Genomic DNA, 25,893 nt, shown 5'->3' with positions numbered 1-25,893 from the left:
ATGCAGGCCTGCCCGCGCGGGTAGAATGCGCGACCCGCCCCATGCCGTGCAGGCCAACCATGTCGCTGTTCTCGCGCTTCTTTCGCAAAGTGCCATCGCCTGCGCCCGCACCGGCGCCGTCCCGGCAGGCCAGCAAGGCCCCTCCCAAGACCAGCGCCGCAGATCGCGCGCTGACCGACGACGCCGAGAGAAAGGCCCTGCAGTCGGCCGTGGAGGCCGAAGACGCCCAGGCCATAGCCCGGCTGGTCGTTGCCGGGTCCTCCACCAGGATTCGCCAGGCGGCCGCCAGTGCCATCCAGGATCCGGACCTGCTGCGGCAGCTCATCCGCGACGTCCGCGGCGGCAAGGACAACAACGTCTACAAGATCCTGACGGCCAAGCGCGATGCCCTGCTCGAGCAGGCCCGCAAGCTCGAGCAGCTGCAGGCCGGCATCCGTGATACCGCGGCCGCCCTCGAGCGCCACAGCCAGCGCCCGTACGACGCCTTGTACGGCCCGCGGCTGGAGCAGTACGAGATCAGCTGGAACGAAGTAGCCGCCCAGGCCGACCCGGAGCTGCGCGGCAAGGTGCAGCAGTGGATCGACCGCTCGCGCCAGACCGTTGCCGAGCATCATCGCCAGGTGGCCGAGCAAGCCGCACGCGAGCAGGCCGCCATCGACGCCGCCGCAGAGGCACGGCGCCTGCGCGAGCAGCAGGCGCAGGAGTCCGCCGCCGCCGCTGCGGAGCAGGCCCGTGTCGCGAGCGAGCAGAAGCGCGCGCTGTCCGAACAGCAGCAGGCCGAGCAGCAAGGGGCACGCCAGATCGGCGAACTGATCCGCAAGGCACGCGCCGCGCTGGGCGACGGCAGCACCTCCCGCGCAGCGGGCATACGGCGGACCATCGAAGAGAAGCTGCCCGCGGCCCAGCCCCTGCCGGCCAACCTGGCCAGCCAGATACAGCAGCTCGATAACCAGATCGCCGAGCTCAAGGACTGGAAGAGTTTTTCAGTGGCGCCCAAGCGCGCCGAACTGATCGAGGAAATGGAATCGCTGATCGGCGTGCCGCTCGATCCGCAGGCACTCGCCGATCGCATCAAGGGCCTGCAGGACGAATGGCGCACCCTGAGCAAGGGGGCCGATGAAAGTCTCGAAGCCGAATGGCAGCGCTTCCACCAGGCCGCCCAGAAGGCGTATCAGCCCTGCAGCGAGTACTTCGCCGCCCAGGCCCTGGTCCGCGCGGAAAACCTGCAGCGCCGTGACGCCCTGCTGGCCCGGCTCACCGCGTTCGCCGCCGAGTACAACTGGGAGCAGGCCGACTGGCGGGACGTCATCCGGACACTGCGCGAGACCAAGGAAGAGTGGCGCAACTGCTCCCCGGTGGACCGCCAGGCCGCCAAGGCGCAGCAGAAGGGCTTCGACACCCTCACCGCGAGCCTGCAGGGCCGGGTGGATGCCGAGCACGCCCGCAACCTGAAACAGAAGGAAGCCCTGATCGAGCGCGCCCGCCAGTTGCTGGCGAGTGACGACAACCGCAAGGCCATCGACGCGATCAAGGGCCTGCAGCAGCAGTGGCAGGCCGTGGGCCCCGTACCACGAGAAGCAGACCAGCGCCTCTGGGGCGAATTCCGCCAGCACTGCGACGCCGTGTTCCAGAGGCGGCAGCAGGCGGTTGCCGCCTTCACGGCCGATCTCGAAAACAACAAGGCGCAGGCCCTGGCCCTGTGCGAGCAGATCGAGAGCATCGCCGCGCTCGAAGGCCCCGAGCTGCTGGCGCGTGCCGGAGCGCTAGCCGAACTGCGCAGCGCCTTCGAAGCGCTCGGCGAGCTTCCACGTGCCGACACGCGCGAGCTCCGCAACCGGCTCGACCAGGGTCTGGATCGATGCAGGAAGGCCGTCGCGCGCCAGCATGCGCGCGACGCCGAACATTCCTGGAGCGACCTGTTCACGGCCGCAGACCACGTGCGCCGCTACAGGCTCGCCCTGGCAAGCGGCGCGGACACACAGCCGCTCGGCGCCCTGAAAGAGGCGGCCGAGTCCCACATCGCCTCCGTGCAGCGCTGGCCCAAGGGAGGCCTGGACGCCCTCCGGCAGAGCCTTGCCCGCGAGCCCTCCGCGGACCTCCAGGCCCATGAAAATGCCCTGAAGCTGCTCTGCATCCGGGCCGAACTGGTGACCGACACCCCGACGCCGCCGGAGGATCAGGCCCTGCGTCGCGAATACCAACTGCAGCGCCTGGTGCAGGGCATGGGGCAGGGCTCCAGGGCCGACGAGACACCGCTGGACGCCATGGCCATCGAGTGGATCGGCATCGGCCCCGTGGAGGACATGGCCTACGAGCCGCTCCTGCAGCGCTTCCGGCGCTGCCGCGAGCTGGGCAGCGCCCGGGCCTGACAGGCCCCGGTGCGTTGGAGCGCCGGCCTACTGTTGGATAGAGGGGAGAACGGCTGGCGCCTTGATACGCGCCGCCCGCGCGCGCAACTGCCCGCAGCCGCCGTCGATATCCTGCCCGGCCGATTGGCGCAGCTTCGTCAGCACGCCGCGCTGGTGCAGGTCGCCGGCAATCGTGCGTGCGCGCTCCCAGCTCGGGCGCCGGAAGGGCAGGTCGTCCACCGCGTTGTAGGGGATCATGTTCAGCACGGCATAGCGGCCCTTGAGCAGCCGCACGATGCCATCCAGTTCGTCCGGGCCATCGTTGATCCCATCCAGCAGGGTCCATTGGTACTGGATCGGGTACCCGGTGCGGCGCGCATAGTCTTCGCCCAGCGCCACCAGTTCCTCCGGCGCAATGCGCGGCGCGCGCGGCAGCAGCCGCTCACGCAGGGTAGCGTCCGTGGTGTGCAGCGACAGCGCCAGCGCCGGTTTCACCGGCCCCTGGGGCAGGCGCTCGAACACCCGCAGGTCGCCCACCGTGGAGAACACCAGCTTCTTGTGGCCGATGCCGCCGCTGCTGCCGAGCAGCTCGATGGCCTCCAGCACCGCGTCGAGGTTGTGCGCCGGCTCGCCCATGCCCATGAACACCACCTTGTTCACCGGCCGGCGCTGGCGCGCGAGCACCACCTGCGCCACGATCTCCGCACTGCCGATCTGGCGGAGCAGCCCCGTGCGGCCGGTCATGCAGAACACGCAGCCCACCGCGCAGCCGACCTGGGACGACACGCACAACCCCTCGCGGGGCAGCAGCACGCTCTCGATGGTCTGGCCGTCGCGCAGCGCCAGCAGCAGCCGTTCCGATCCGTCCTCGCTGGGGTGGACCGATCGCAGCGCCACCAGGCCCGCCAGGTCTGCCTCCAGCGCCGGCAGCGCCTCATGGACCGTCCGCGGCAGGAAATCGTCGAGCTTGCGCTTGCCCGCCTGCGCCGCCCCCTGGGCCCAGTGGCGCAGCAGGCGCCGCTCGTGGATCGGCGCAGCGCCCGCCTCACGCAGCCGCTCGCGAATCTGTGCGATGTGCATTGCCGCCGCCCCCGGTCCGCCCGCGGTCCGTGTGGAAAAACAGCCCGCTATTCTACGGAATCACGTTCCCGCGCAATCGCGGTGGCGCTCATGCAGGCAGGCCCGGCGCCCCCAGGCCCATCCCCGTCTTGCCCAGCCTGGGCGTCCGGGGGGCACAGGCAATCCCGGGGCGGGGGTGAGGCGCCCTCCAGGGCCTGCGCCGGCCGGCGGGTGTTGCCGGGAGCGCCAGCGGACGAGATGTCGGGGCTTTTCTGCCTTATGATCAGCGCCTTTCGCAGACCCCGTCCCCATGAAAGCCATCAAAAAGTCGAGCAAGCTGGCTCACGTCCTCTACGACATCCGCGGACCCATCATGGATCGGGCCCGGCAGATGGAGGATGAAGGCCAGAAGCTGATCAAGCTCAACATCGGCAACCTCGCCGTGTTCGGCTTCGACGCCCCCGAGGAAGTCCAGCAGGACATGATCCGCAACCTGCCCAACTCGGCCGGTTACTCGGACAGCAAGGGCATCTTCGCCGCCCGCAAGGCGGTCATGCATTACTCCCAGACCCAGGGCGTCCAGGGCGTCACACTGGAAGACGTCTACCTGGGCAACGGCGCCTCCGAGCTGATCACCATGGCGACTACCGCCCTGCTCGACAACGGCGATGAACTGCTGTTGCCCGCCCCCGACTACCCCCTGTGGACCGCCGTCGCCAGCCTGTCGGGTGGCAAGCCCGTGCACTACCTCTGCGACGAAGCCAACGGCTGGGTGCCGGACCTCGCCGACATCCGCGCCAAGATCACCCCGCGCACCAAGGGCATCGTCGTCATCAACCCGAACAACCCCACGGGCGTGATCTACTCCGACGAAGTGCTGCGCGAGATCGTCGCCATCGCCCGCGAGCACAACCTGGTCATCCTGGCCGACGAGGTCTACGACAAGGTCCTCTACGACGACGCCCGCCACACCGCGCTGGCCAGCCTCTCCACCGACGTACTGACCCTCACCTTCAACTCCCTGTCCAAGAGCTACCGGGCCTGCGGCTACCGCGCCGGCTGGATGGTGGTCTCCGGCGACAAGGCCGGCGCCTCCGACTACATCGAAGGCCTGAACATGCTGGCCAACATGAAGCTCTGCGCCAACGTGCCGGGCCAGTGGGCCATCCAGACCGCCCTGGGTGGCTACCAGAGCATCAACGACCTGGTGGGCGAGGGCGGCCGCCTGCGCCGCCAGCGCGATCTCGCCTACGAACTGATCACCGCCATCCCCGGCGTCACCTGCGTCAGGCCCCAGGCCGCCCTCTACATGTTCCCCCGGCTCGACCCCGAGATTTACCCGATCAAGGACGACCGCCAGTTCTTCCTGCAACTGCTGGAAGCCACCCGGGTGATGCTGGTCCAGGGCACCGGCTTCAACTGGCCCAAGCCCGATCACTTCCGCATCGTCTTCCTGCCCCACGAGCCCGACCTGCGCGAAGCCATCGGCCGTATCGCCAAGTTCCTCGCCGACTACCGCGCCAGGCACGGCAAGGGCTAGTGAAGCCTTGATCTGATTGCCGTTCGCCCTGCGCCTGTCGAAGGGTGGGCGGCAACTCATTGGCGCCTCGCCGGCCAAGCCCCGATCCTGCGCGGGCATGGGCAGGCGCTCAGTTCCTCAGCCTGGCGCTGCCGTCCACCCGTTCGCCTGCAACAGCTGGACAACCCGCCGGCGAATATCGTCGCGGATGCCACGCACCTGCTCCGCCGAACCACCCTTGGGGTCCTGCAGGGGCCAATCGTCCCGCCGCAGCCCGGCAACATACGGGCACTCATCGCCGCAGCCCATCGTCACCAGCAGCTCCGCCCCTTGCGCCAGCTCCGCCGTCAACTTCGTCGGGCGCGCGGCAGACAGATCGATACCGTCTTCGCGCATGGCCTCTAGCACCTCCGGATGTACCCGCGCGGCTGGCTGCGTCCCGGCGGAAATCGCCCGTGCTTTCAGGGGATCGGCAAGCTGGTTGAAGAAGGCCGCAGACATCTGCGAACGGCCCGCGTTGTGCACGCAGGCAAAGATCACGGTCTTCATGTTCGGACTCGGTCATGTGGGAGGGACAACGGCTCAGGCGCATGGCGTGGCGCCGCAGGCACCAGCCAGCCCAGCAGCATCGTCGCGCAGAGGGCTCCGGCCAGTTGCGCCAGCATGAAGCCTGGGACATCGGCCGGCCGTATGCCGGCAAAGCTGTCCGTTGCCGCGCGTGCCAGCGTCACCGCAGGGTTGGCGAACGAGGTGGACGCGGTGAACCAGTAAGCCGCCACGATATACCCCGCCACCGCAAAGGGCAGCGACTCCGCGCGGCGGCGCGAGCATCCCCAGATGATCGCCAGCAAGCCGAAGGTCGCCACGAACTCGCTGAACCACTGTGGCGCCCCGGTCCGTATCCGGATCGACGCCGAGAACAAGGGCTCGCCAAACATCAGGTGCGCAGCGGCCACGCCGGCAAAGGCCCCCGCACCCTGCGCAATGACATAGCCCGGCACCTCGCGCCAGGGCAGGCCTCGCTGCCAGGCATCCGCGAGCGTGACCGCCGGGTTGAAGTGCGCGCCGGAGATCGGCCCCAGCGCCAGGATCAATGCCATCAGCACCGCGCCGGTCGCCAGCGCGTTCGCCAGAAGGGCCAGCGCCACATTCCCCCCGGCAAGACGCTCGGCCATGATGCCGGAGCCCACCACCGTCGCCAGCAGCAGCGAGCTGCCCAGGGCTTCAGCGGCCAGGCGGCGTGAGAGACTGGCATTCATCGGGGTGGGCAGCAGGGGTCCGCGGTCTTGCTGCCGGCGCAGCAGTTCTCGCTCAGGTAGGCCACCAGCCCGTTCATCACCTTGAAGTCCGGCGCGTAGTAGATGAACCGGCCCTCCTGCCGGGACTTCAGCAGGCCCACCTTGCTCAGTTCCTTCAGGTGGAAGGAGAGCGCATTCGGTGCAACGCCCAGGCGCTCGGCAATCTCACCCGCCGCTATCCCGTCAGGCCCCTTCTGGACCAGCAGGCGGAACAGCGCCAGGCGCGACTCCTGCGCCAAGGCACCCAGCAGTGATACGGCAGCATCGAGTTTCATGTTTCAATGATCGTTGAAACAATATGAACGTGTCAATGATTATTGAAGTATCGAGGCTGGCGGTTGTTGCTCATGCCAGGGTCCGCTCCCAAAGCGTCCAGCCAATCCCCCAAACTGTCCGCTGTTGCCGTTCGCATGGTAGCGACGGATAGTGCGCCGAGCAGGGCTCGAATCAGGTTCCATCTGGCAAATTCTTATGCGGACATCGTCTGAAGCCGTGCCCATGGGAAACGGCATCGGTCGCGCCATGATGCTTCCACTGGAAAGCATGGCGCTGGGCCCAGGAGGCTGCACCTGGAGTCCACCTTCAATGCGGCGCGGTTCTACCGATCGCTAGGCTTCCAGGGGGGCGATGTATCCATTTACCAATCCCCAAAAGGGATAAGCCTGCCCTGTATCCCCGTGGTAAAGGGCCTGTAGGAAAGCCACGGCAGGAGGGGTGCTCGTCCGCGCTGCCTCACGCACGCTTCAATCGCGAGATCTGCGTCTCGCCGCTGGCAAGAGATTTCACCATCCGGGCATATTCCTTCCGGTAACGCTTCGCCAAGCGCGCCTTCTGTACCTCGTCGAGAATCTTGCCGGACACCTGGAAGAACTTCTTCTCCTCCTCGCGCAGGTGGTGGTGCACCTTCTCGGAAAGCTTGCGCGCGGTGGCCATCCAGGACCGCCCGGAATGGTCCAGAACCTGCAAATCCTCGATCAGCTCATCCATCTGGTGATGCTCGTGGAGGGCATGGCGGGCAGAGGACAGGCCCGTATCTTCCATCAGGATGGGCACATACAGATGCCGCTCCTCGGCCGCCGCGTGAGCCGCCAGCTCGATCCTCAGCGCCGAGAACGTCTGCGTGCGGTGCTCGGTATGGGCCTTGGATGCCAACAGCTGCCGGCAAAGCGAACGCTGGCGGTCATGGCTCTCGCGAAGTGCGGCGAAGATCGTTTCAGACATGTAGTGGCTCCTGTGCGCTTGGTGTTCCAGGCTTCGATGATGGGCGATTCACGTCCCGGCGAGGACGAATCCTTGAGGAGTGCCTGCGCCGTAGGGGGCATGCGGCTTGCAGCGCACGAGGCGCGCTCACGCAAAGGGCGCCTGCACCGACGCGGGGGCGGCCGTCTTGCGGTGAGCTGATGACGCGGAGCCCGGACTCCGGGCCGACCAGAGTTCGAGGGCCAGCAGCGCCACGCCCGTCAACAACCAGAAATCGCTCATGTTCAGCACTCCCTTGATGGCTCTGTACCTACACGAGGCGTGCCACCTTCAAAACACTGAATTAAAAGGAATATTTCCCAAGAATGCCTGCAAATTGCAGGAAATCGCGGCTTTATCCGATCTGTGGTCGTGCAAAAAGCTGGGGAGCTCGCGACACCACGGGCTCTCCCCGTCGCGCGCGGCAACGCTTGCCCTTTGCAAGTCTCGGGGAATGCTTCCGTGCATTAAGGGGATGGCCGCCCAGGCGAAGCATGCATTTCGCATGAATTTTATTGAGAGGGCATTTGTTGATCATTTAAAAATCAATGGCTTGTTCACGGAAATTTGCGGCATGCCCATTGCACTGCACCTTGCACTACAAGATCGAGCGCAAACGCCATGTCGTCCTTTTATACCCTTGCTCCCGGCTTTCCGGGGGTAGTTCCGGTGGGAGCAATTGCCTGCGGGCCCTGGCCCTTCTTGGCATCCGGCGGACTTCCCGCCCACTTCGCTGCCTCCGCTTCTCAGGCCAGCACGGCCCATTCGCGCTCGCGCCCATGAAAATCATCCCCATGTGCTCTTCGGCAATGAAGCTCTTGGCACTGATCGCCTGTCTGGCCATCACCACGGCGTGCTCCGACAAGCTCGTATATGAAGATGTCACTCCGCCGCCCGCACTGCGGCAGACCGTGAGTTACCAGCGCGACATCCAGCCGATCTTCGAAAATAAGTGCATCGCCTGCCACTCCTGCAACGATGCGCCCTGCCAGCTTAAGCTCGAAAGCCCCGCCGGCACGCAACGCGGCGCCTCGAAGCTACGGGTATACGACGGCACCCGCGCAGAAGACCTCGCTCCCACCCGCCTGGGGATCGACGCCCTGTCCACCGCGGAATGGAGAAACAAAGGCTTCTACTCCACGCAGTACGGGCCGGCGGGCAAGGACAGCCTGCGGGAGGCCTCGCTGCTTAGCCGCATGATCGAGCTCGGTCACAAGAACCCTTTCCCACCCAACAGCAAGCTGCCGGACAGCATCGAGCTCGGCACCGAGCGCACGAACGAATGCCCCACGCTGGACGAGTTCGATCGCTACGCCAGGAAGCGCCCGGAGCAGGGCATGCCCCTGGGCGTGGCTGGCCTGACCGGCGCCGAGTACGCCAAGCTGCAGACCTGGGTGGACGAGGGCAGCCGCACCGAGCCCTCCAGCCTGCAGCCCACGGCGGCAGAGGTGAAGGCCATCCAGAAATGGGAGCGCTACCTCAATCGTGACGGCGCCCGCGAAAAGCTGGTGGCGCGCTACCTGTACGAGCACCTCTTCCTCGCGCACGTCCACTTCAACACGGACAAATCCCCGCATTTCTTCGAACTGCTGCGCTCGCGTACGCCGGACGGCCCCATCGTCCCGGTGGCTACCGTCCGCCCCAATGACGATCCCCAGGGGCCGTTCTACTACCGCTTCCGCCTCATCACCGAAACCCTGGTCGAGAAAACCCACATCACCTACGCGCTGACCGACGCGCGCATGCGCCGCTACGACCAGCTCTTCTTCGGCCAGAAGTGGGACGCCGGCCAGGCCCCCGGCTACAGCGACGCGGAGAAGGCAAACGCCTTCCTCACCTTCGCCGCCATCCCGGCCAAGGCGCGCTACCAGTTCATGCTCGACGAAGCCGAGTACTTCGTGCGCACCTTCATCCGCGGCCCGGTCTGCAGCGGCCAGATCGCCACCGATGTGATCCGCGACCACTTCTGGGCCGTATTTGAAGACCCGGATACCGAGCGCTACGTCAACGACGCCGCCTACCGCCAGAAGGCTACCCCGCTGATCGGCGTGCCAGGGCAGGACTCCGATCTCACCGGCATCGCCTCGGAGTGGAAAAAGTACAACGAGCAGCGCAACCAGTACGTACTGCTGCGCCAGGAGGAGCTAGCCCGCACGCAGCCCCAGGGCCCGGACTTCCGGAACATCTGGGATGGCGACGGCTGGAATCGCGTGGCGCTGCTGACCATCTTCCGCCACTTCAACAATGCCGCCGTCCGGCGTGGCCTGACCGGCGACGTGCCCGACACCATCTGGATGATGGACTACCCCCTGCTTGAGCGCAGCTACTACCAGCTCGTCGTCAATTTCAACGTCTACGGCAGCGTGTCCCACCAGCTCAAGACGCGGCTGTACTTCGACCTGATCCGCAACGAGGCCGAGTACAACTTCCTGCGCCTGCTGCCCAGGGAGTCCCGCAACCCGCTGCGCGAGCAGTGGTACGCCGGCGGCGGCAAGGACAAGAAGTGGTTCAGCGAATACGCCCCCGCCGACGATCGCGTCCCCACCCGCATCCGCTACCAGGGCGGAGACGTCAAGCGCCAGTTCGCGGCGCAGCTCTACCAGCGCATGCGCCCGATCATGGGCCCGGCGGACACTCTCAACCGCTGCGCCAGTGGCAGTTGCACCGCGGCGGGCGAGAGCCCTGCCACGCGCAGCGCCAATACCGCCTTGCGTCGCCTGACGGCCAGGACCGCCGCGCAGCTGCCGGTCATCAAGTTGATGCCGGAGCTCAGCTACCTGCGCGTCACCGCCCCGGGCGGAGAGCGCCTGATCTACTCCCTCATCCACAATCGCGCGCACAGCAATGTCGCCTTCCTGTTGGGAGAAGAGGATCGTCGCCTGCCGGAAAAGGACACGCTCACGGTCACGCCCGGCGTCATGGGCAGCTATCCCAACTTCATGTTCGATGTACCCTTGGCGGAAATGGACCGTTTCACCTATTCACTGAGCCAGGTCACCGATGCGCGGCAACTGGAAGCCGTGGTGCAGATCTGGGGCGTGCGCAGGACCCGGCCGGACTTCTGGGAGGTCTTCCATGACCTCACGCGCTACCTGCAGGAGACCGATCCGGTGCAGGCCGCCCTTTTCGACATGAACCGATATGAAAACCTGTAGAGGGCAGGGGGCCAGGCCATGATGATCGTCCTCGCGCTGCTGCTGGCCCTGTGGTTCGCGCACTACCGGCTGCGGGCGGTGAGCCGCCCGCAGGTGGACTTCCACCCCTCCGCCTTCAACCGCGCAGTCCTCGGCCGGCTCGATCAACTGCGCCAGGCGTACCACCCCACGCCCTGGCTGTACAACCATCACCTGCAAGTGATCTGGCTCATGCTGAGCGAGGCCATCACGCCCCGTCTGCGCTACGAGCGGCATGATGTCCTCACCATGCGCGACGGCGGCACCACGGCCCTCGACTGGCTCGGCCTGGATACGGCGCCTGAAACGCCCACCCTGGTGCTGCTACATACCGTGACAGGCGACGCGCAAAGCATGCGCGTGATCGCCAACGACATGAGAAAGGCCACCGGCTGGCGCGTCGTGCTGTGTACGCGCCGCGGCCATGGAGGCCTGCCGCTGACCGCACCCCGGGTCAACACCATGGGCTGCACCGACGATCTGCGCGAGCAACTGCAGCGCATCCGCGATGAATTCCCGGCGTCCCCGCTTTATGCCGTAGGGGCTTCGGCCGGCTCCGGCCTGCTGGTGCGCTATCTGGGCGAGGAAGGCCCCCGCTCGCTGATCCAGGCCGGCGTCGCCTACTGCCCCGGCTACGACATCGGCGTCGCCTGGACGCGCGCAAAGCCGTTCTACAGCCGGGCCATGGCCACGCGGCTCAAGCGGCATTTCCTGGAGCCGCATTCGCAGTCCTTCGCCCACCTGGGTAGCTACAACAGTTGCCTGGCCGCCACGGACCTCAGCGAATTCCATCAGAACCTGTACGAAATGGCAGGCTGCGCCAGCGTCGGCGACTACTTGCAGCGCTCCAATCCCATGGGCGTGTTCAATAGCATTGCCGTCCCCATGATGATCCTGAACGCCGACGACGATCCCGTCTGCGTCGTCGAGAACGTCCTGGACCACCTGGACGCCATCAAGCGCATCCCGGATGCGCTGCTGGTGCGCTCGGCCCGAGGCAGCCACTGCGCCTTCTTCGAGGGCTGGGCGGCGCGCTCCTGGGCAAACCGGCTGATCGCCGGCTACCTGGTCGCCGCGCACGAGCAATTGACGCCATCGGAAGAGGCCGCCAATGCTGGCGCGCAGGCGCTCAATCTGCCGCCCGCCGGCGGCGCCAGCCTGCACAACGGGCCCATGCCAGCGTCCACCGCGCTTGGATGACCAAGAAGCGTTGGTAAAAATCGCTCTCGTCGCCGCGCTTCGGAAGTCTCCGGCCTGATCGCTCTATGCCTTGCGCGGCGCTATTGCAGTAAATCCGGATCATGAGAGCCGCTCGCTGCGGCGGCTTGTGGCTCCGAGCCAGGCAGCCGCTCACAACGCCCCCTTTTTTGAAGGCGCTTTCCTACAGACATCCCCCAATCGAGATACATAGGCTTTCCTGGGGTAAAACCAAAAGGGGAGAATGTCGTGACAACTCGATTCGCAAGCGCCGTACTGATTCTTGTCCTCGCCGCGTCGGCTTCCATGTTCGCACCAGTGGCAGGCGCAGCAACCTGTGCCGACTGGAAGCCGAACCTGGCAAACGAACTGTCCTGCAATCTCAAGCTGATCGGGCCACCCGAGACGCCGGCCGCTTCAGGGATGATCGATGCCGGGGGCTGCGGCGCAACCGTGGTGAAATCCGACGGCACCCCGTGGCAGTGCACATTCTCCGACAACTTCGACGGCACCAGCCTGGATCGTTCGAAGTGGGTCCCGCAGACCAACTTCGTGAACGGCAGCAACACGGTCTACGCCTGCTACATCGACGATCCGGCGGTCATCAGCGTCTCCGGCGGCAATCTCAATCTCTCGGTCAAGGAGATGGCGCAGCCGGTCGCCGGCTGCCCCAGCAACCGCGCCGGCTCGCGCTTCGCCGCAGGCCAGATCTCAACCTACTACCTGTTCTCGCAGAAGTACGGTCGCTTCGAGGCCCGCATGAGGGTGCCTTCCGCAAGCGCGCCGGGCCTGCAGGAGGCCTTCTGGCTGTGGCCAGACGTGCGCTACCACAGCACCGCGCTCTGGCCCCTGTCCGGCGAGATCGACATCGTCGAAACCTACTCGCAGCACCCGAACCTGGCCATCCCGTTCCTGCACTACGCCGCCGACCTGCTGGGTCCGCAGCCGGGCATCAACACCGCCTGGACCTGCCAGGCCAACCGCGGCCAGTGGAATACCTACACCTTGGAGTGGACCTCGAACCGCCTGGAAATCCTGGTCAACGGCCAGTCCTGCCTGGTGAACAACTCCAACGATTCGGCCTTCGACAAGCGCTACATCATCGCGCTCACGCAGGCGCTGGGGACCGGCGCCAACGCCTATGGTGGCGTTGGCATGCTGCCGGCCACCACGGAGATCGACTACGTGCGAGTCTGGAAGTAACAGCACGGTCGCAGTATCACGCCCGCCAGGGAAACCCTGGCGGGCGCTTATTTTTGGCTTGGCGAAGGTTTTGCGTTCCGGTTGTTTCTGGTGTCCACTCGCAGCCCAAAGCGGAATACAGCGGCGGCGATTGCTGACCCCGTAAGCTGACTGTCGAGCCTCGTTCCATAGGCTACGCGCAGCGGCCTGCCATTGCGTTCACTGGATCGCGGTCTATTGCCTTGGTCTACAATCCCGAGGAGGGGGTAGCCATGCGCATCGAATTCGTTGAGATCGCAAACTTTAGAAAACTACTATCGACTCGGGTCGGCTTATCACCCGAAAAGACCGTTTTCGTTGGAGCCAATAACAGCGGAAAGACGTCAGCCATCACGGCGCTGCGCTATTTCCTCGTGGATCGAGAACGATCCAGCTTTCGCTTCAACGACTTTACGCTCTCACATTGGCCGTCTATTAACGCGATGGGCGCCGCCTGGGAAGCGGAGCATGTCGCGAACCAGCCGTTGCCGGAGCCCGAATGGGCCCCATTGTTGCCGTTTCTCGATATCTGGCTTCACGTAGCCGAGGACGAAGTGCACTATGTCCAGAAGATCCTGCCCACCCTCGATTGGGATGGTGGAAGACTAGGCGTGCGCATGCGCCTGGAGCCGAAGGATGCCGCACAACTGCAGCAAGAGTATGTGGCGGCACGGGCGCAGGCGTTGGCGTTGCAGGCGGCCGGTGCTGCCCTAGCCAAAGAGCAAGGCAAGGATGCAGCCGATTTTCAGGTGGCAATCTGGCCGCAAAACCTCGTTGAGTTCCTACAGCGCCGGCTGCCAGCATTCTTTACGGTCAAAGCCTACGTGCTCGATCCGGCCGCTTGCGTCGATCCTGAGCATGGCTTGGCTAGGCCGCAGGCACTCAATGGAAGCGAGCCGATCGACGGCGACCCATTTCGTGGTCTCATTCGGATCGACGAGATTAGCGCCCAGCGTGGCTTCGGCGTAGCAGGCGAGGATAGCGATGATGAGGCCGCTGTCACCGTCAGCGGATCGCGGAAGCTGTCAGTCCAGCTTCGCCAGTACTACAGTCGCCATCTCGACCCCTATGAGACCCCGGATGCGCAAGATCTACTTGCACTCAGGGCGATCGAAGAAGCCCAACAAGCCTTCAACCTACGGCTTAGCGACGGATTCAAAAGCCCGCTCAAGGAGATGCACAAGCTGGGCTATCCGGGTGTCACGGATCCAAAACTGAATATTTCGACACGGCTGCGTCCCGTTGAAGGACTGAACCACGACGCTGCGGTGCAGTTCGTCGTGCCGATCCATGACGGCGAAAGCGCCACGGATCTGTACCTGCCGGAGGACTCCAACGGGCTGGGCTACCAGAATCTCATCTCTATGGTCTTCCGCCTCATGGCCTTCCGCGACAGTTGGATGCGGGTTGGCAAGGCCAAGCATAAGGCTTCCGACGACACGATTATCCCGCCCTTGCACTTGGTGCTGATTGAAGAGCCCGAGGTGCATCTTCATACCCAAGTCCAGCAGGTTTTCATCCGCCAAGCGCACAAGATTCTGCGCAGCCATGGCGACCTCGGCGCGAGTCCAAATTTCGTGACGCAGATGGTGGTCAGCACTCATTCGAGCCACATCGCCCATGAGTGCGAGTTTGACTCCTTACGCTATTTCCGCCGCCTGCCGAGCGGTAAAATGGCGATCCCGACCTCGTGTGTCGTCAATTTGGAGAACGCGTTCGGCACCGATCTGGACACTAAGCGCTTCGTGACCCGCTATCTGCGCGTTACCCATTGCGACCTGTTCTTTGCCGATGCTGCGGTGCTGATCGAGGGGCCGGCAGAGCGCATCCTCGTGCCTAATTTCGTGAACTACCATCCGGAGTTCGAGAAACTCTCGGAGAGCTACATCACCTGGCTTGAAATTGGCGGCAGCCATGCTCACAAGCTACGCAGCCTGATCGAGAAAATCGGGCTCACAACGCTGGTCATTACTGACATTGATTCCTGCAATGCCGCGGGCAACAGTGCGCCGCCAGTGCGAGGCACGGGGTGCACAACTCGCAACGCAACACTGCGGACGTGGTGGCCCGTCATTAACGACCTCGACCCGCTGCTCGATAAGCCCGAGAACGATAAGGTCAAAACCTATTCAGATGAGAATTTCTCAGTGCGTGTTGCCTATCAGTCGCCCATCCAGGTAGCGTTCAAGGGCACTATCGCCGAGGCGCTTTCCTACACTCTGGAAGATGCGATAGTGATGGCAAATCTTGATCTGTTCGAGGCATTGCCGGGGACTGGACTCATTGCCAAGTTTCGTGATGCCGTAACTAATAGTGCCGATCTGAATGCCCTGAGCGGGGCACTCAATATCGCGCTAAAAAGTGGGGGGAAAGCTGAATTCGCGTTGGACCTGCTCGAAATCGAGGACCCGCTTTCGCTGAAGACCCCGGCCTACATCCGCGACGGCTTGCTGTGGTTGGCGACTCAGCTTGAGCATAAGCAGATCGAACTCGGGCTCGTTCAGGTGACAAGCGAGGATGAGAGCGAGACAGCCCCTACTCCGGAAGGAGCCGCAGCGTGAACAACGTTGTCAGAGCGATTTCGAACGTCACGCTCGACGATCATGTGGAAGAAGAGCTGGCTGGGTTTCTGCGTTTGGAGAAGCCCACCAGCTTCTTCCTGTTTGCAGGAGCTGGGTCGGGCAAAACGCGCTCACTGGTGAATGCGCTGAAATATTTGGCGAAAACCTACCGCGACACGCTTCGTCTGCGCGGGCGACAGGTTGCCGTTATCACCTATACCAATGCGGCATGTGATGAGATTAAGCGGCGAACCGAATACGATCCACTGTTCGTGGTGAGCACTATCCACAGCTTCGCGTGGTCGCAAATACAAGGGTTCAATGCGGATATCCGCGTTTGGCTGAAAGACAACCTGCAACGCGAGATCGCAGACATTCAAGCCGAAGAGGAAAAGGGGCGGCCAGGCACCAAGGCATCGGCCGCCCGCCAGGCCCAGATCGAGTCCAAGAAGCACCGATTGGACCGGCTTACAGACATCAAGACGTTCACCTACAACCCCAATGGCGACAATCGGGAGCGCAACGCACTAAACCATAGCGAGGTCATCAGAATATTCTCGGCGTTTCTGTTTGCGAAGCCACTCATGCAGCGCATGTTCGTCGAGAAGTTTCCGTTTCTGCTGATCGATGAAAGCCAGGACACCAGCCGAGTGCTTATTGATGCTTTGTTCGTCGTTCAGAATGCGCATGCCGAACGCTTTTGCCTGGGCTTGATCGGCGACACGATGCAACGCATCTATCCGGACGGAAAAGAGCGGATCGAAAGCTCAATACCGCAGAGTTGGGCAACGCCAGAGAAAAAACTAAACCACCGTTGCCCCCACCGCATTGTGCGGCTCATCAATCAGATTCGTGGCGCCGCCGACAATCACAAGCAGGAGCCGCGCGATGACCGACCGGAAGGCTGGGTGCGGCTCTTTGTATTTCCGGTCGATACACCGGACAAACCTGCTCTGGAGAAGGGGGTCCGAGACTACATGGCAGGGCTGACCAGTGATCAGGGCTGGACTGACGCTGGAGAATGCAAGATTCTGACTTTGGAGCATCACATGGCAGCCCGGCGGATGGGCTTCCTGCAAATGTTCGAGGCGCTAGCTTCTGTCGATGATTATCGGACGAGTTTTCTCGATGGGAGCTTTGCACCCACTCGATTCTTCACACATTACGTACTGCCACTCGTCACCGCCCAGCAGAAGGGTGATAAGTTCGCGGCTACTAAGCTAGTACGGGAAAGCTCACCGCTGCTCAGCAGGGAAAATTTGAAGGGCAACGAGAAGCCGGTATCGCAACTCCGTGCAGCCCAGGCCGCCATCGATGGCCTGATGGCCCTTTGGGCCAATGGCGAACCCACTTGTGCTGAGATTGCCGCGAACATCGCGGAATCCAATCTCTTCGCGATCCCTGACCGTCTCAAAGCAGCCTTAGCTGCCCAGCAGGTCGGGCCGGCGGAGTTGCCTGGCGATGAAGAGGCCGATCCTGTCAGCGATCAGATCGCGGCGCTCATTACGTTCCTCGACTGCACATTCTCAGAAATCGCACCGTATGCCACCTACGTTGCACGTGAGGCTCCATTCGATACCCACCAAGGGGTAAAGGGGTTGGAATTCGAGCGCGTCATGGTTCTCATGGATGATGGGGAAGCCCGAGGCTTCCTGTTCGGTTACGACAAGCTTCTCGGCGCTAAGACGCCCACTGCCGCCGACATCAGGAACGCCCAGGAGGGCAAGGAAACTTCCGTCGATCGCACGCGCCGCTTGTTCTATGTGACCTGCAGTCGCGCTCGATCGAGCCTGGCTCTCGTAGCCTATTCTCCCGATCCCGCTGCAGTTCGTGCACACGTTATCGAGAATGAGTGGTTCGCGGCTGACGAAGTACTATCCGAACTTCCGTAGATCGACAGCTTCCAGTTGTTGGCAAGGTCAACCAGTTGACAGCCAACAGCTTGGGCGCCCGGAAGCCGCCATTCACGGGTGTCTGGAAATGGCACAAAGCGGAAATCGAAGCGGGCAGAGTGCCCTAATGCGCTCCCAGGCCAAGGCTGACCAGGGGCCAAGTGCAGCGAGCGCTCCTCACATCCCGCATTTCCCCTACCATTCCCCCTGATCGCCCGAAGATACCGGGTGGCAACTCTCCGGGGAGCTTCAATTGAAACCGCTATTCAGGACCATGGGCCTTGCCCTGGCCCTCGGCTTGGCCGCCTGCCATGACTCGTCCTCCGTCTCCGGTAGCGAGCAAGCGCCGGTCGAAGCCTATGGCCCGGAAACGACCACCCAGGACGGCTACCTGACCCTCAAGGATGGCACGCGCCTGCGCTATCACTGGGAGCGCGCCGTGGACGCGCCCCCAGGGCCCGTGGTCATGCAGTACGACGGCTACGACGCCGGCACCGGCGGCTACTTCAGCAACATCCCGGGCGTGAAGGCGAAGCTGCTCCTGCGCGGCTACACCGTGCTCGGCGTCTCCGTGCGCGGCACGGGCTGCTCCTCCGGCGGCTTCAGCCTGTTCGATCCGCAATGGGGCATCGACGGCGCCGAGGCCGTCGAGTGGGCGGCGCAGCAGCCCTGGTCCGACGGCAACATTGGCATGATCGGCTACTCCTATCCCGGCATCATGCAGCTGTTCACGGCAGCGCAGCGCCCGCCGCACCTGCGGGCCATCGCGCCCTCCAACGTGATCTTTGATCTCTATCGTGACGTCGGCGCCCCCGGCGGCATCCTGAACTCGGTCTTCTCCGGCCTGTTCACGGTACAGCAGCAGCTGCCCGGGGCAGAGGCCGTGCCGGCCGCCATCCTGCAGGCCGATCTCGAATGCGCCGTGAACTACGCCGCCAACAAGCTCGCCTATGAGTCCTTCGTGGTGCAGGGCATCCTCAGCCCCAAAATCGACGGAGCCTTCGACTGGCACAGCCGCAGCCCCGCGGCCACGGCCGCGCAGATCGACGTGCCGGTGCTGAACATCGTCTACTGGCAGGACGAGCAGACCGGCTCGCGCATCGGAGGCCTGCTGGAGCCGGGTGGCCTGCTCGGCGTGCTGGACCTGCGCAAGACCTGGAGTGTCATGAGCAATGGCAACCATGACCTGACCGAAGACCAGCCGCAGCATTCGGAGATGCTGCTCGAGTTCTACGAGCGCTACCTCCGCGGCAGGGACAACGGCTGGGAGCGCACCCCGCGCATCCAGGTCCTGCACGACCTGCGGGCAGAGGATTATCAGCCGGGTTGGATCACCGCCTACGACCGGCTGCCCTCGCCGCGTCCGGTGGAACTGTTCCTGAGAGAGGCAGAGACGCTCGCCCTGGAGCCGCCCACCGCAGGGCAAGCCGGCAGCCGCTATCTCTACCCGCTGCCTTCGCCGTCCACCAATCCCTTGCCCTGGGCCCTGAGTGCCCTGGACCTGCTGTGGCAGCTCCCCGCGCCCGACTCCGGCCGCGTGGTCTGGACCACGCCCGCGCTGGAGCAGGATGCGCAGTTGCTCGGCTCCGCCAGCGCGGATCTCTGGCTCACTGCCACCGTCCCGGATGTCGATCTCCAGGCCACCCTCACCGAGGTCCGCCCCGACGGCCAGGAGCTCTACGTCGCCCGCGGCTGGCTGCGCGCCTCGGCCCGCGCGCTGGATGAGAGCCGCTCAACCGCCACGCGGCCGTTCCACCACTTCACCTCGGGTAGCGTGCAGACGCTGCAGACCGGCGAGCCGGTGCTGGCACGCCTGGAAATCTTCCCCTTCGCGCACCGCTTCCGTGCCGGCAGCGCGCTGCGCCTGATCGTGGATGCGCCCACGGGCATCACCGGGGATTGGGGCTTCCTGTTCCAGCCGCTGCCGTCGCTGAACACCATCCTGCATGACCCGGAGCATCCGTCGAAGCTCGTGGTTGGCGTGATGGACGACGGCCCCGCCCAGGTACCTGCGGCGTTGGCCTGCAAGGAACTGGCGAACCAGCCCTGCCGCGGCTCCACCGGTACGGTACCGGCTGGCCGCCTCTCGCTATCGGAGTAGGCGGACTACGCCGCGTCCTCGTCCTCCGGCAAAAAGCCGTCGGCCTGCCGGCTCCACAGCCGGTGGTAATGCCCCTGCAGCGCCAGCAGCTGCTCGTGGCTGCCGTCCTCGACGATCCTGCCGCTGTCGAACACCAGGATGCGGTCCAGGTGCGAGACCGTCGACAGGCGGTGCGCGATCACGATCACGGTCTTGCCGTGCATGGCTTTGTCCAGCGCACGCTGGATCGCCTGCTCGGTCACCGAGTCCAGGCTGGAGGTCGCCTCGTCCAGGATCAGGATCGGCGCGTCCTTCAGCAGCACGCGGGCAATGGCGATGCGCTGTCGCTGGCCTCCGGAGAGCTTGATGCCGCGTTCGCCGACCATGGCGGAATAGCCGCCCTCCAGTGCGGTGATGAAGCCATGTGCCTCCGCGCGCCGTGCCGCGTCCTCCACCTCGGCCTGGCTCGCGCCCTTGCGGCCATAGCGGATGTTGTCGGCCACCGTGCGGTGGAACAGCCCCGGGTCCTGGGGGATCAGGCCGATCTGGAGGTGCATCGACTCCAGCGTCACCTCGCGCAGGTCGGTGCCGTCGATCAGGATGCTGCCCTGCTGCGGCTCGAACAGCCGCAGGATCAGGTTGACGAAGGTGGACTTGCCGGAGCCCGAATAACCCACCAGGCCCACCCGCTGCCCCGGCTCGATGCGCAGGTCCAGCCCGCGGAAGATTTCGGCGCCCTGCGGATACCGGAACGACACTCCGCGGAACTCGATCTCGCCACGCTCGATCCTCATCGGCCGCGCGCCGGGTGAATCCACGATCTCGTGCGGCCGGATCAGCGTGCCCACGCCGTTCTCGATGTTGCCCACGTACTCGAAGAAGTCCAGGAACTGCCGGCCCAGGTTGTCGGCCTCCGCGATGATCAGCAGGGCGATGCCCGCACTCATGACGAAGGCCCCGGCGTCGATGGCGCCGCTGCGCCACAGCCACAGCGCGGTAGCCAGCGCGCCCACCTTCAGGGCCAGGGTCGCCGCATGCTGGAACCACTTGATGCGCTCCACGTAGCGCTGCGCGATGCGCGTCTTGCCCAACTCCTCGGACAGCACGCCGTCCAGCCGCTGGCGCTCGTTGCCGGACTGCGCGAACAGGCGGATGTTGGTCATGTTGGTCACCGCGTCGATGATCTGCCCCGTCGTGCCGCTGCGCGCCGCCGAGTGCTCGCGCATGTAGGGCAGGCACTGGCGCGCCAGCACATAGGCCACGCCCACGAAGACCAGGGCCCAGCCGATCACGATCAGCGCCAGCACCGGGTTGGCCATGCCCAGCAGCACGGCCGCCGTCGCCACCTTCACCAGCACCGGCAGGAAGATGAACAGGATCGCGTTGTTCGCCTGCATCACCCCCACCGAGGTTTCGGAAATGCGGTGCGCCAGCGCGCCGGCAAAGCGGTCGGTGAAATAGCGGTGCGAATGGTGCTGGATGTAGCCGAACAGCTCGGCGGTGACCCTCGCGCGCACCAGCGGCGCGATATGCATGTGCGCCGAGCCTGCGCCGCGCGCACAGAGCATCTCCGCCAGGCCCAGGCCGATGAACACCAGCAGCGCATGCAGCACGCCCTGTGTCGCCCCGGACGTGACGGTGCGCAGGATGCTGCCGATGGCCCAGGGCACCGCGATGGCGCTGGCCGAGGCCGCCGCCTGCAGGAAGAGCACCAGGGCATACCAGCCGGCGAACTGGCGCGCGAAGTGCAGCGAGAACCGCAGCGGCTGCGAGGGCAGGGTGGAAGCGGGTGGGGTGGGTGTGGTCATGGAGTCCGGCGGGCAGGCTCGTCCGGTGGATGGCGGCCGGCTCTCCCGGCTTCGTCAGTTTCCCTCAAAAGCTGCAGGCAAGTGTGCTGCGCCTGGGCAAGGAAAGTGCAATTCCTGTGCAAAGGCTCGGAAGCCTGGAGGGCCATGGAGGATTCGTTCCGTTCGTGCTGAGCCTGTCGAAGCACGGCAGTACCGTATCCTCAGTCGGCCACCGACAGAAACCCCGCCATCCGGCTGCGCTCCTCCTCCAGTGCCCGGCGGAAGGCCGCCTCGCGCGGAGCGCGCCCGCTGATGTAGCCACACTCCAGTTGCAGGCGCCCGGCCTGCACCGCGGCATTGGCCCAGCCGATCACCTCGTCACGCCATAGCAGGGGCAGGGCGTAGTGGCCGTAGCGGCGCTTGGGCGCCGGCGTGTAGGCCTCGAAGCGGTAGGCCCAGCCCCAGAACTGCTCGAAGCGGCGGCGATCCCAGGCCACCGGGTCGAACGGTGCCAGCAGGTACACGCGCTCCAGTGGGCCGTGGCGGCTGGATGCCGGGTTCTCGCCGGACGGCCAGTACCAGTCCACGCCACCCACCCGATCCCGGGCCGCTCGCCGCTTCGCCCGCGCCAGCGCCGCCGCGCGTTCACCGCGCCATTGCGGCACTCCGCCCGCCAGCAGGCTGGCGAGCTGTGCCAGGCTGGCCGCCGGCAGCGGCGCGTACTTGGCGATCACCAGGTCCAGCAACTCGTCCATGCGCGCGTGCACATCGGCGTCGTCCGGCGCTTCATGGCCGTGTGCCACCGTGTAGACCCGCACCCCGGCATCGCGGCGGGCCACGCGCAGCAGGCCGCGGTAGTGCATGCCGTCCAGCAACTGGGTGCTGGCATTGGAGGAGCCGCCGAACCAGTTTCGCGTCTTGCCATGCGCGAACTGTGCGTCCACCTCGCGTGGGTGTACCGCGCCGCGCTCCTGCACGAAGGCCAGCACCTCATGCGCCTGCTTCCAGCGTGCCGCATCCCACACGGTGCGCGGCGTGCGCGGGTGCATCAGCGCCAGGTGGCGGCGTGGCAGAAAGCCGTAGTTGACGAAGAAGTCCTCCTCGATCGCCAGCCGCGGGTAGCGTCGCTCCAGCTCCCCGGCGGCATAGCCGCTCACCCGGTGGCGCAAGGTCAGGTCCTGGGCACGGGCCGGCGCGCGCAGCGGGTCGGCCTGCACGAAGCCCAGGCGCTCGATCGCGCGCGGCAGCGTGGTGGGGGCAAACAGGCTGCGCGCGATAGCGTATCGGCGCAGGTCGTCGAGCTGGAGGGCACGTGGCATGGCGCGATGATGCCATCCGGCACGCCCCAGGTGTGGCCCCTGTCCGGCCGCTTGGCGGTCAGTCCGCGGCGGCGCCCAGGCGATACTTCTTGAGCTTGTACCAGATCGACCGCTCGCTGATGCGCAGCAGTTGCGCGGCGCGCGTCTTGTTGCCGCCGGACTGCGTCAGTGCCTCGTTGATGAGGCGTATCTCCAGGTCCTGCACCGCCGCATCCAAGTCGAGGCTTTCCGGCAGGGCTGCGCTGTCGGCAGGGGATGCCAGCGGCTCCGGCGGCGCCTCGTCCAGCGGGAAATGATGCAGGTCGAGGGCACCGCCGCCGCTCAGGATGCTGGCGCGCTCCACCATGTTGCCCAGCTCACGGATGTTGCCGGGCCAGCGGTACTGCCGCAGGTACTCCAGGGCCTGGGTGGTGACGCCGGGGTGTGAGTTCGGTCCCCGATGCAGGGCGCCCAGGAAATGCCGTACCAGTTCGGGCAGGTCTTCCAGCCGGTCCCGCAGCGGCGGCAGCTCGATGTTGAAGACATTGAGCCGGTAGTAGAGGTCCTCGCGCATCAGGCTGTCGCGAACCGCCTGGCGCGGCACGCGGTTGGTCGCCGCGATGACGCGCAGGTCCAGCTCGATCGTGGAGTTGCCCCCCAGCCGCTCGATGACGCCCTCCTGCAGCACGCGCAGCAGCTTGGACTGCAGCGCAATGGGCATCTCGGTGATCTCGTCGAGGAACACGGTGCCGCCCTGGGCCAGCTCGAATTTCCCGACGCGGTCCTTGAGTGCCCCGGTGAAGGCGCCTTTCTCGTGGCCGAACAACTCGCTCTCGAGGATATCCGCGGGGATCGCCGCGCAATTGATCGGGACGAACAGGCTCTCGCAGCGGGGCGAGGCGCGATGGATGGCGCGCGCCACCACTTCCTTGCCGGTGCCCGTCTCGCCAGTCAGCAGTACGCTGGCACGGGTCGGGGCGACCTGGGCGATCTGCTGTCGCACCCGCTGCATCGCCGGGCTGCCGCCGACCAGGCCATCCCAGTTCCTGTCCAGCTCGCCGCGCAGGAACTGGTTCTGCTGCTGCATCTCGTGCGCTGCGAAAACGCGACCGATGGCCAGGTCCAGGGCTTCGTTGTCGAAGGGCCGCAGCAGGTAGTCGCAGGCCCCCAGGCGCATCGCCTCCACGGCGCTTTCGATGGTGCCCTGGGCCGTGATGATGATCAGCGGCAGGTCATTGCCTTGCTTGCGCAGCTCGCGCAGCAGTTCGATGCCGTTCATCCCCGGCATGCGCAGGTCGCTGATCACCAGGTCCACGGGATGTTCCTGGACCATCGCCAGGGCCTGCCTTCCGTCTTCCGCGCTCAGCGTGCGGTAACCGCGGCGGGACAGCATGATCTCCAACACGCGGCGCATGTTGGCTTCGTCGTCCACTACCAGGACGCGGTGCTTGCTCATGGAATACGGGTTCCTTGTAGAGGCAGCCAGAAGCGGAAACAGGCTCCGCCGAGCCGGCTTTCGTCGACGGAGATATCGCCGCCGTGCTGACGCAGGATCTGACGGACCACGGCCAAGCCCAGGCCCAGCCCGCCTTCTCGCTTGAAGACGAACGGCTCGAAGATCCGGCTGCGCTCCGCGGCGGCGACGCCGGGACCGTCGTCGGATATCTCCACGACGAGGCGGCCCGATTCGTTGCGGCTGCGGATCTCGATCCGGCCCTCGGCGGGCAGGATCTGCAGCGCATTCATGGTGAGGTTCAGCAGCACCTGGGTCAGTTGCTCGCCGTCGCCATCCACCATGCTGTTGGCCGCATCCAGCTCCATCGCGAGCTGGATGCGGCGATCGCGCAGTTGCGTATTCAGCAGGCTGGTGGAATGGCGCGCCAGCGCATGCAGGTCGACGGCCGCGAACTGCGGGCTGCGGGTGCGCGCGCTGTCCAGCAGCGAGCTGACCAGGCGATTCAGTCGTCCGGTCTCGCTGTCGATGATCTGCAGCAGCTCCTGTGCCTCCGGGCTCAGGCCATCCTCGTAGCGCAGCGTCTGCGCGGAGCTGCGCAATATGCCGAGCGGCGTCCTGACCTCGTGCGCGAGCAGGGCCGTGACTTCGCCGACCGCCGCCAGCTTTGAAGCCTGCGCCAGCGTCTGCTGGGAATGCGAAAGATCGTCCACCAGCCTTACGAAACTGCGTCCCAGCTCGCCGATCTCCGCCGGGCCACCCTGTGGCAACTGCGGTCGCGCACCCGGTTGCGCGTAGCGCCGGGTGAAGTCGGTCAGCGCCAGCACCGGCCGGGCGATCTGGCCGGCGACCAGCAGCGACACCAGCACCGTGATCAGCGCCGTCACCGCCAGGAGTCCGGCAAAGGCCCAGGCCATCCGCTGCACCGGTGCCAGCACCGCCTGGCGCGACTGCAGCATCAGGTAGGACCATCCCAGCCCGGGGAAGCGTGCCAGCCCAGGCGAGACGGCGTGTCCCACGATCACGGCGCCCTCCATGAACGGCGGGCCCTCGCGGTCGAAGGCATGCACGCCCGGCGGAGGCGGCCACCAGCCCAGGGGTAGCGTCTTGCCCGTCGTTATTCGCGGTAGCAGGCCGGCGGACGCGCCAAGCGCATGGCCCTGGTCGTCCACCAGCAGGATCTGGCGCGAAGCATCGGAGGCGCGATCCATCACCGACTGCAGCGTGGTCCAGTCAAACTCCAGCAGCAGGTCGCCGATGTCTCCTTCTTCGAACAGGGAGGGGATCGACACCCGCAGCAGCAGGACACGGCTGCCAGCGGTTTCGCTGGGCTGCTCCACGCGGACCAGGCCACCGGGCAACGCGGCCTGCGCCCAGGGATGGGGCGTCGGATAGGCCTGGCCGATGCGCGCGGGGTCGCTGCTGGCCACGATGCGGCCGGCGCCGTCCACGGCATGCAGCGCACGGTAGGTTCCGCCGTAGCGCAGCTTCATCTCCGACAGGAAGGACGACAGGCGCTTGTCCACGTCGTCGATGCGCAGGTCCTGCATGACCTCCAGGTGATTCCAGGTGGTCGCATTGAGCAGCCGCTCGTACAGCAGCTTGTCGGCCTCGGCCGACACCGCCGCGGTGCTGCGCATCACGCCCTGTTCGATCTCGCCCAGCATCGCCGCGCGGCTGCGGTCGAAGGCCAGGCGCGTCAGCACCGCCGCCGGCAACAGGCTGACCAGCAAAAAGGCGAGCAACAGGATTCGACGGATCGTCACGG

Annotated in this window: 18 protein-coding genes; 8 read left to right on the top strand and 10 right to left on the bottom strand. The window is 65.4% G+C overall.

Annotated elements, in window-relative coordinates:
- Positions 1-59 precede the first annotated feature (59 nt).
- Positions 60-2,369, top strand: coding sequence for a DUF349 domain-containing protein (locus tag QT386_RS07020; RefSeq protein WP_289273037.1), 2,310 nt, complete (start codon positions 60-62; stop codon positions 2,367-2,369).
- A gap of 27 nt (positions 2,370-2,396) precedes the next feature.
- Here the strand turns inward: QT386_RS07020 and QT386_RS07015 are convergent, their stop codons facing one another.
- Positions 2,397-3,428 carry an RNA methyltransferase gene (locus QT386_RS07015; RefSeq protein ID WP_289273036.1) on the bottom strand — a complete coding sequence of 344 codons (1,032 nt, stop codon included), beginning with the start codon at positions 3,426-3,428 and terminating at the stop codon, positions 2,397-2,399.
- 289 nt (positions 3,429-3,717) lie between these two features.
- On the opposite strand from QT386_RS07015, the gene QT386_RS07010 reads away from it, so the two are divergent.
- The gene (locus tag QT386_RS07010; RefSeq protein ID WP_289273035.1) at positions 3,718-4,947 is read left to right on the top strand and encodes a pyridoxal phosphate-dependent aminotransferase; all 1,230 of its coding nucleotides are present in this window, start codon (positions 3,718-3,720) and stop codon (positions 4,945-4,947) included.
- A 117-nt stretch (positions 4,948-5,064) separates the two neighbouring features.
- Here QT386_RS07010 and QT386_RS07005 read toward each other — a convergent pair whose 3' ends face one another.
- From QT386_RS07005 to QT386_RS06985, 5 genes are all read right to left on the bottom strand, one after another.
- A complete protein-coding gene (locus QT386_RS07005; protein WP_289273034.1) occupies positions 5,065-5,475 on the bottom strand; it encodes a low molecular weight phosphatase family protein in 411 nt (136 codons plus the stop codon).
- Positions 5,472-6,185 (bottom strand): MIP/aquaporin family protein, encoded by a 714-nt coding sequence (locus tag QT386_RS07000; RefSeq protein ID WP_289273033.1) that lies wholly within the window; start codon positions 6,183-6,185, stop codon positions 5,472-5,474. The genes QT386_RS07005 and QT386_RS07000 overlap by 4 nt, the downstream gene beginning before the upstream one ends.
- Positions 6,182-6,499 carry a helix-turn-helix transcriptional regulator gene (locus QT386_RS06995; protein WP_289273032.1) on the bottom strand — a complete coding sequence of 106 codons (318 nt, stop codon included), beginning with the start codon at positions 6,497-6,499 and terminating at the stop codon, positions 6,182-6,184. Before QT386_RS06995 ends, QT386_RS07000 begins: the two co-directional genes overlap by 4 nt.
- A 457-nt stretch (positions 6,500-6,956) precedes the next feature.
- Complete coding sequence (locus QT386_RS06990) at positions 6,957-7,445, bottom strand: hemerythrin domain-containing protein (RefSeq protein ID WP_289273031.1); 489 nt, start codon at positions 7,443-7,445, stop codon at positions 6,957-6,959.
- Positions 7,446-7,571: 126 nt separating this feature from the next.
- Entirely contained in the window at positions 7,572-7,706 is a 135-nt protein-coding gene (locus tag QT386_RS06985; RefSeq protein ID WP_289273030.1) for a hypothetical protein, read from the bottom strand.
- Between the two features lie 566 nt (positions 7,707-8,272).
- Between QT386_RS06985 and QT386_RS06980 the strand changes: the two genes are divergently transcribed.
- From QT386_RS06980 to QT386_RS06955, 6 genes are all read left to right on the top strand, one after another.
- Positions 8,273-10,618 carry a fatty acid cis/trans isomerase gene (locus QT386_RS06980; RefSeq protein ID WP_289273029.1) on the top strand — a complete coding sequence of 782 codons (2,346 nt, stop codon included), beginning with the start codon at positions 8,273-8,275 and terminating at the stop codon, positions 10,616-10,618.
- Between the two features lie 18 nt (positions 10,619-10,636).
- Positions 10,637-11,836 carry a YheT family hydrolase gene (locus QT386_RS06975; protein ID WP_289273028.1) on the top strand — a complete coding sequence of 400 codons (1,200 nt, stop codon included), beginning with the start codon at positions 10,637-10,639 and terminating at the stop codon, positions 11,834-11,836.
- A 246-nt stretch (positions 11,837-12,082) separates the two neighbouring features.
- Positions 12,083-13,036 (top strand): glycoside hydrolase family 16 protein, encoded by a 954-nt coding sequence (locus QT386_RS06970; protein WP_289273027.1) that lies wholly within the window; start codon positions 12,083-12,085, stop codon positions 13,034-13,036.
- Positions 13,037-13,287: 251 nt separating this feature from the next.
- Positions 13,288-15,615 (top strand): AAA family ATPase, encoded by a 2,328-nt coding sequence (locus tag QT386_RS06965; protein ID WP_289273026.1) that lies wholly within the window; start codon positions 13,288-13,290, stop codon positions 15,613-15,615.
- On the top strand, positions 15,612-17,507 hold the full coding sequence (locus tag QT386_RS06960) for a UvrD-helicase domain-containing protein (RefSeq protein ID WP_289273025.1): 1,896 nt from the start codon (positions 15,612-15,614) through the stop codon (positions 17,505-17,507). The genes QT386_RS06965 and QT386_RS06960 overlap by 4 nt, the downstream gene beginning before the upstream one ends.
- Before the next feature lie 253 nt (positions 17,508-17,760).
- Positions 17,761-19,608 carry a CocE/NonD family hydrolase gene (locus tag QT386_RS06955; RefSeq protein WP_289273024.1) on the top strand — a complete coding sequence of 616 codons (1,848 nt, stop codon included), beginning with the start codon at positions 17,761-17,763 and terminating at the stop codon, positions 19,606-19,608.
- 5 nt (positions 19,609-19,613) lie between these two features.
- On the opposite strand, the gene QT386_RS06950 is transcribed toward QT386_RS06955, so the two are convergent.
- The 4 genes from QT386_RS06950 to QT386_RS06935 form a co-directional block, all read right to left on the bottom strand.
- Positions 19,614-21,395: an ABC transporter ATP-binding protein gene (locus QT386_RS06950; protein ID WP_289273023.1), complete on the bottom strand. Its 1,782-nt coding sequence runs from the start codon at positions 21,393-21,395 to the stop codon at positions 19,614-19,616.
- Between the two features lie 200 nt (positions 21,396-21,595).
- Positions 21,596-22,693: a crosslink repair DNA glycosylase YcaQ family protein gene (locus QT386_RS06945; protein WP_289273022.1), complete on the bottom strand. Its 1,098-nt coding sequence runs from the start codon at positions 22,691-22,693 to the stop codon at positions 21,596-21,598.
- Positions 22,694-22,751: 58 nt separating this feature from the next.
- The gene (locus QT386_RS06940) at positions 22,752-24,128 is read right to left on the bottom strand and encodes a sigma-54 dependent transcriptional regulator (protein ID WP_289273021.1); all 1,377 of its coding nucleotides are present in this window, start codon (positions 24,126-24,128) and stop codon (positions 22,752-22,754) included.
- Positions 24,125-25,870 (bottom strand): ATP-binding protein, encoded by a 1,746-nt coding sequence (locus QT386_RS06935; RefSeq protein WP_289273020.1) that lies wholly within the window; start codon positions 25,868-25,870, stop codon positions 24,125-24,127. The genes QT386_RS06940 and QT386_RS06935 overlap by 4 nt, the downstream gene beginning before the upstream one ends.
- Positions 25,871-25,893 lie beyond the last annotated feature (23 nt).

Source organism: Solimonas sp. SE-A11, assembly GCF_030345715.1.
Lineage (GTDB): Bacteria > Pseudomonadota > Gammaproteobacteria > Nevskiales > Nevskiaceae > Solimonas_A.
This window is presented reverse-complemented; position numbering and strand designations above follow the sequence as displayed.

What these genes read in the sequence shown, in the direction of transcription:
- QT386_RS06965 (WP_289273026.1), top strand. Translation starts at nt 13,288, where the DNA reads ATGCGCATCGAATTCGTTGAGATCGCAAACTTTAGAAAACTACTATCG.
- QT386_RS07000 (WP_289273033.1), bottom strand. Translation starts at nt 6,185, where the DNA reads ATGAATGCCAGTCTCTCACGCCGCCTGGCCGCTGAAGCCCTGGGCAGC.
- QT386_RS06995 (WP_289273032.1), bottom strand. Translation starts at nt 6,499, where the DNA reads ATGAAACTCGATGCTGCCGTATCACTGCTGGGTGCCTTGGCGCAGGAG.
- QT386_RS07020 (WP_289273037.1), top strand. Translation starts at nt 60, where the DNA reads ATGTCGCTGTTCTCGCGCTTCTTTCGCAAAGTGCCATCGCCTGCGCCC.
- QT386_RS07015 (WP_289273036.1), bottom strand. Translation starts at nt 3,428, where the DNA reads ATGCACATCGCACAGATTCGCGAGCGGCTGCGTGAGGCGGGCGCTGCG.
- QT386_RS06950 (WP_289273023.1), bottom strand. Translation starts at nt 21,395, where the DNA reads ATGACCACACCCACCCCACCCGCTTCCACCCTGCCCTCGCAGCCGCTG.
- QT386_RS06975 (WP_289273028.1), top strand. Translation starts at nt 10,637, where the DNA reads ATGATGATCGTCCTCGCGCTGCTGCTGGCCCTGTGGTTCGCGCACTAC.
- QT386_RS06990 (WP_289273031.1), bottom strand. Translation starts at nt 7,445, where the DNA reads ATGTCTGAAACGATCTTCGCCGCACTTCGCGAGAGCCATGACCGCCAG.
- QT386_RS06985 (WP_289273030.1), bottom strand. Translation starts at nt 7,706, where the DNA reads ATGAGCGATTTCTGGTTGTTGACGGGCGTGGCGCTGCTGGCCCTCGAA.
- QT386_RS07005 (WP_289273034.1), bottom strand. Translation starts at nt 5,475, where the DNA reads ATGAAGACCGTGATCTTTGCCTGCGTGCACAACGCGGGCCGTTCGCAG.
- QT386_RS06940 (WP_289273021.1), bottom strand. Translation starts at nt 24,128, where the DNA reads ATGAGCAAGCACCGCGTCCTGGTAGTGGACGACGAAGCCAACATGCGC.
- QT386_RS07010 (WP_289273035.1), top strand. Translation starts at nt 3,718, where the DNA reads ATGAAAGCCATCAAAAAGTCGAGCAAGCTGGCTCACGTCCTCTACGAC.
- QT386_RS06980 (WP_289273029.1), top strand. Translation starts at nt 8,273, where the DNA reads ATGAAGCTCTTGGCACTGATCGCCTGTCTGGCCATCACCACGGCGTGC.
- QT386_RS06945 (WP_289273022.1), bottom strand. Translation starts at nt 22,693, where the DNA reads ATGCCACGTGCCCTCCAGCTCGACGACCTGCGCCGATACGCTATCGCG.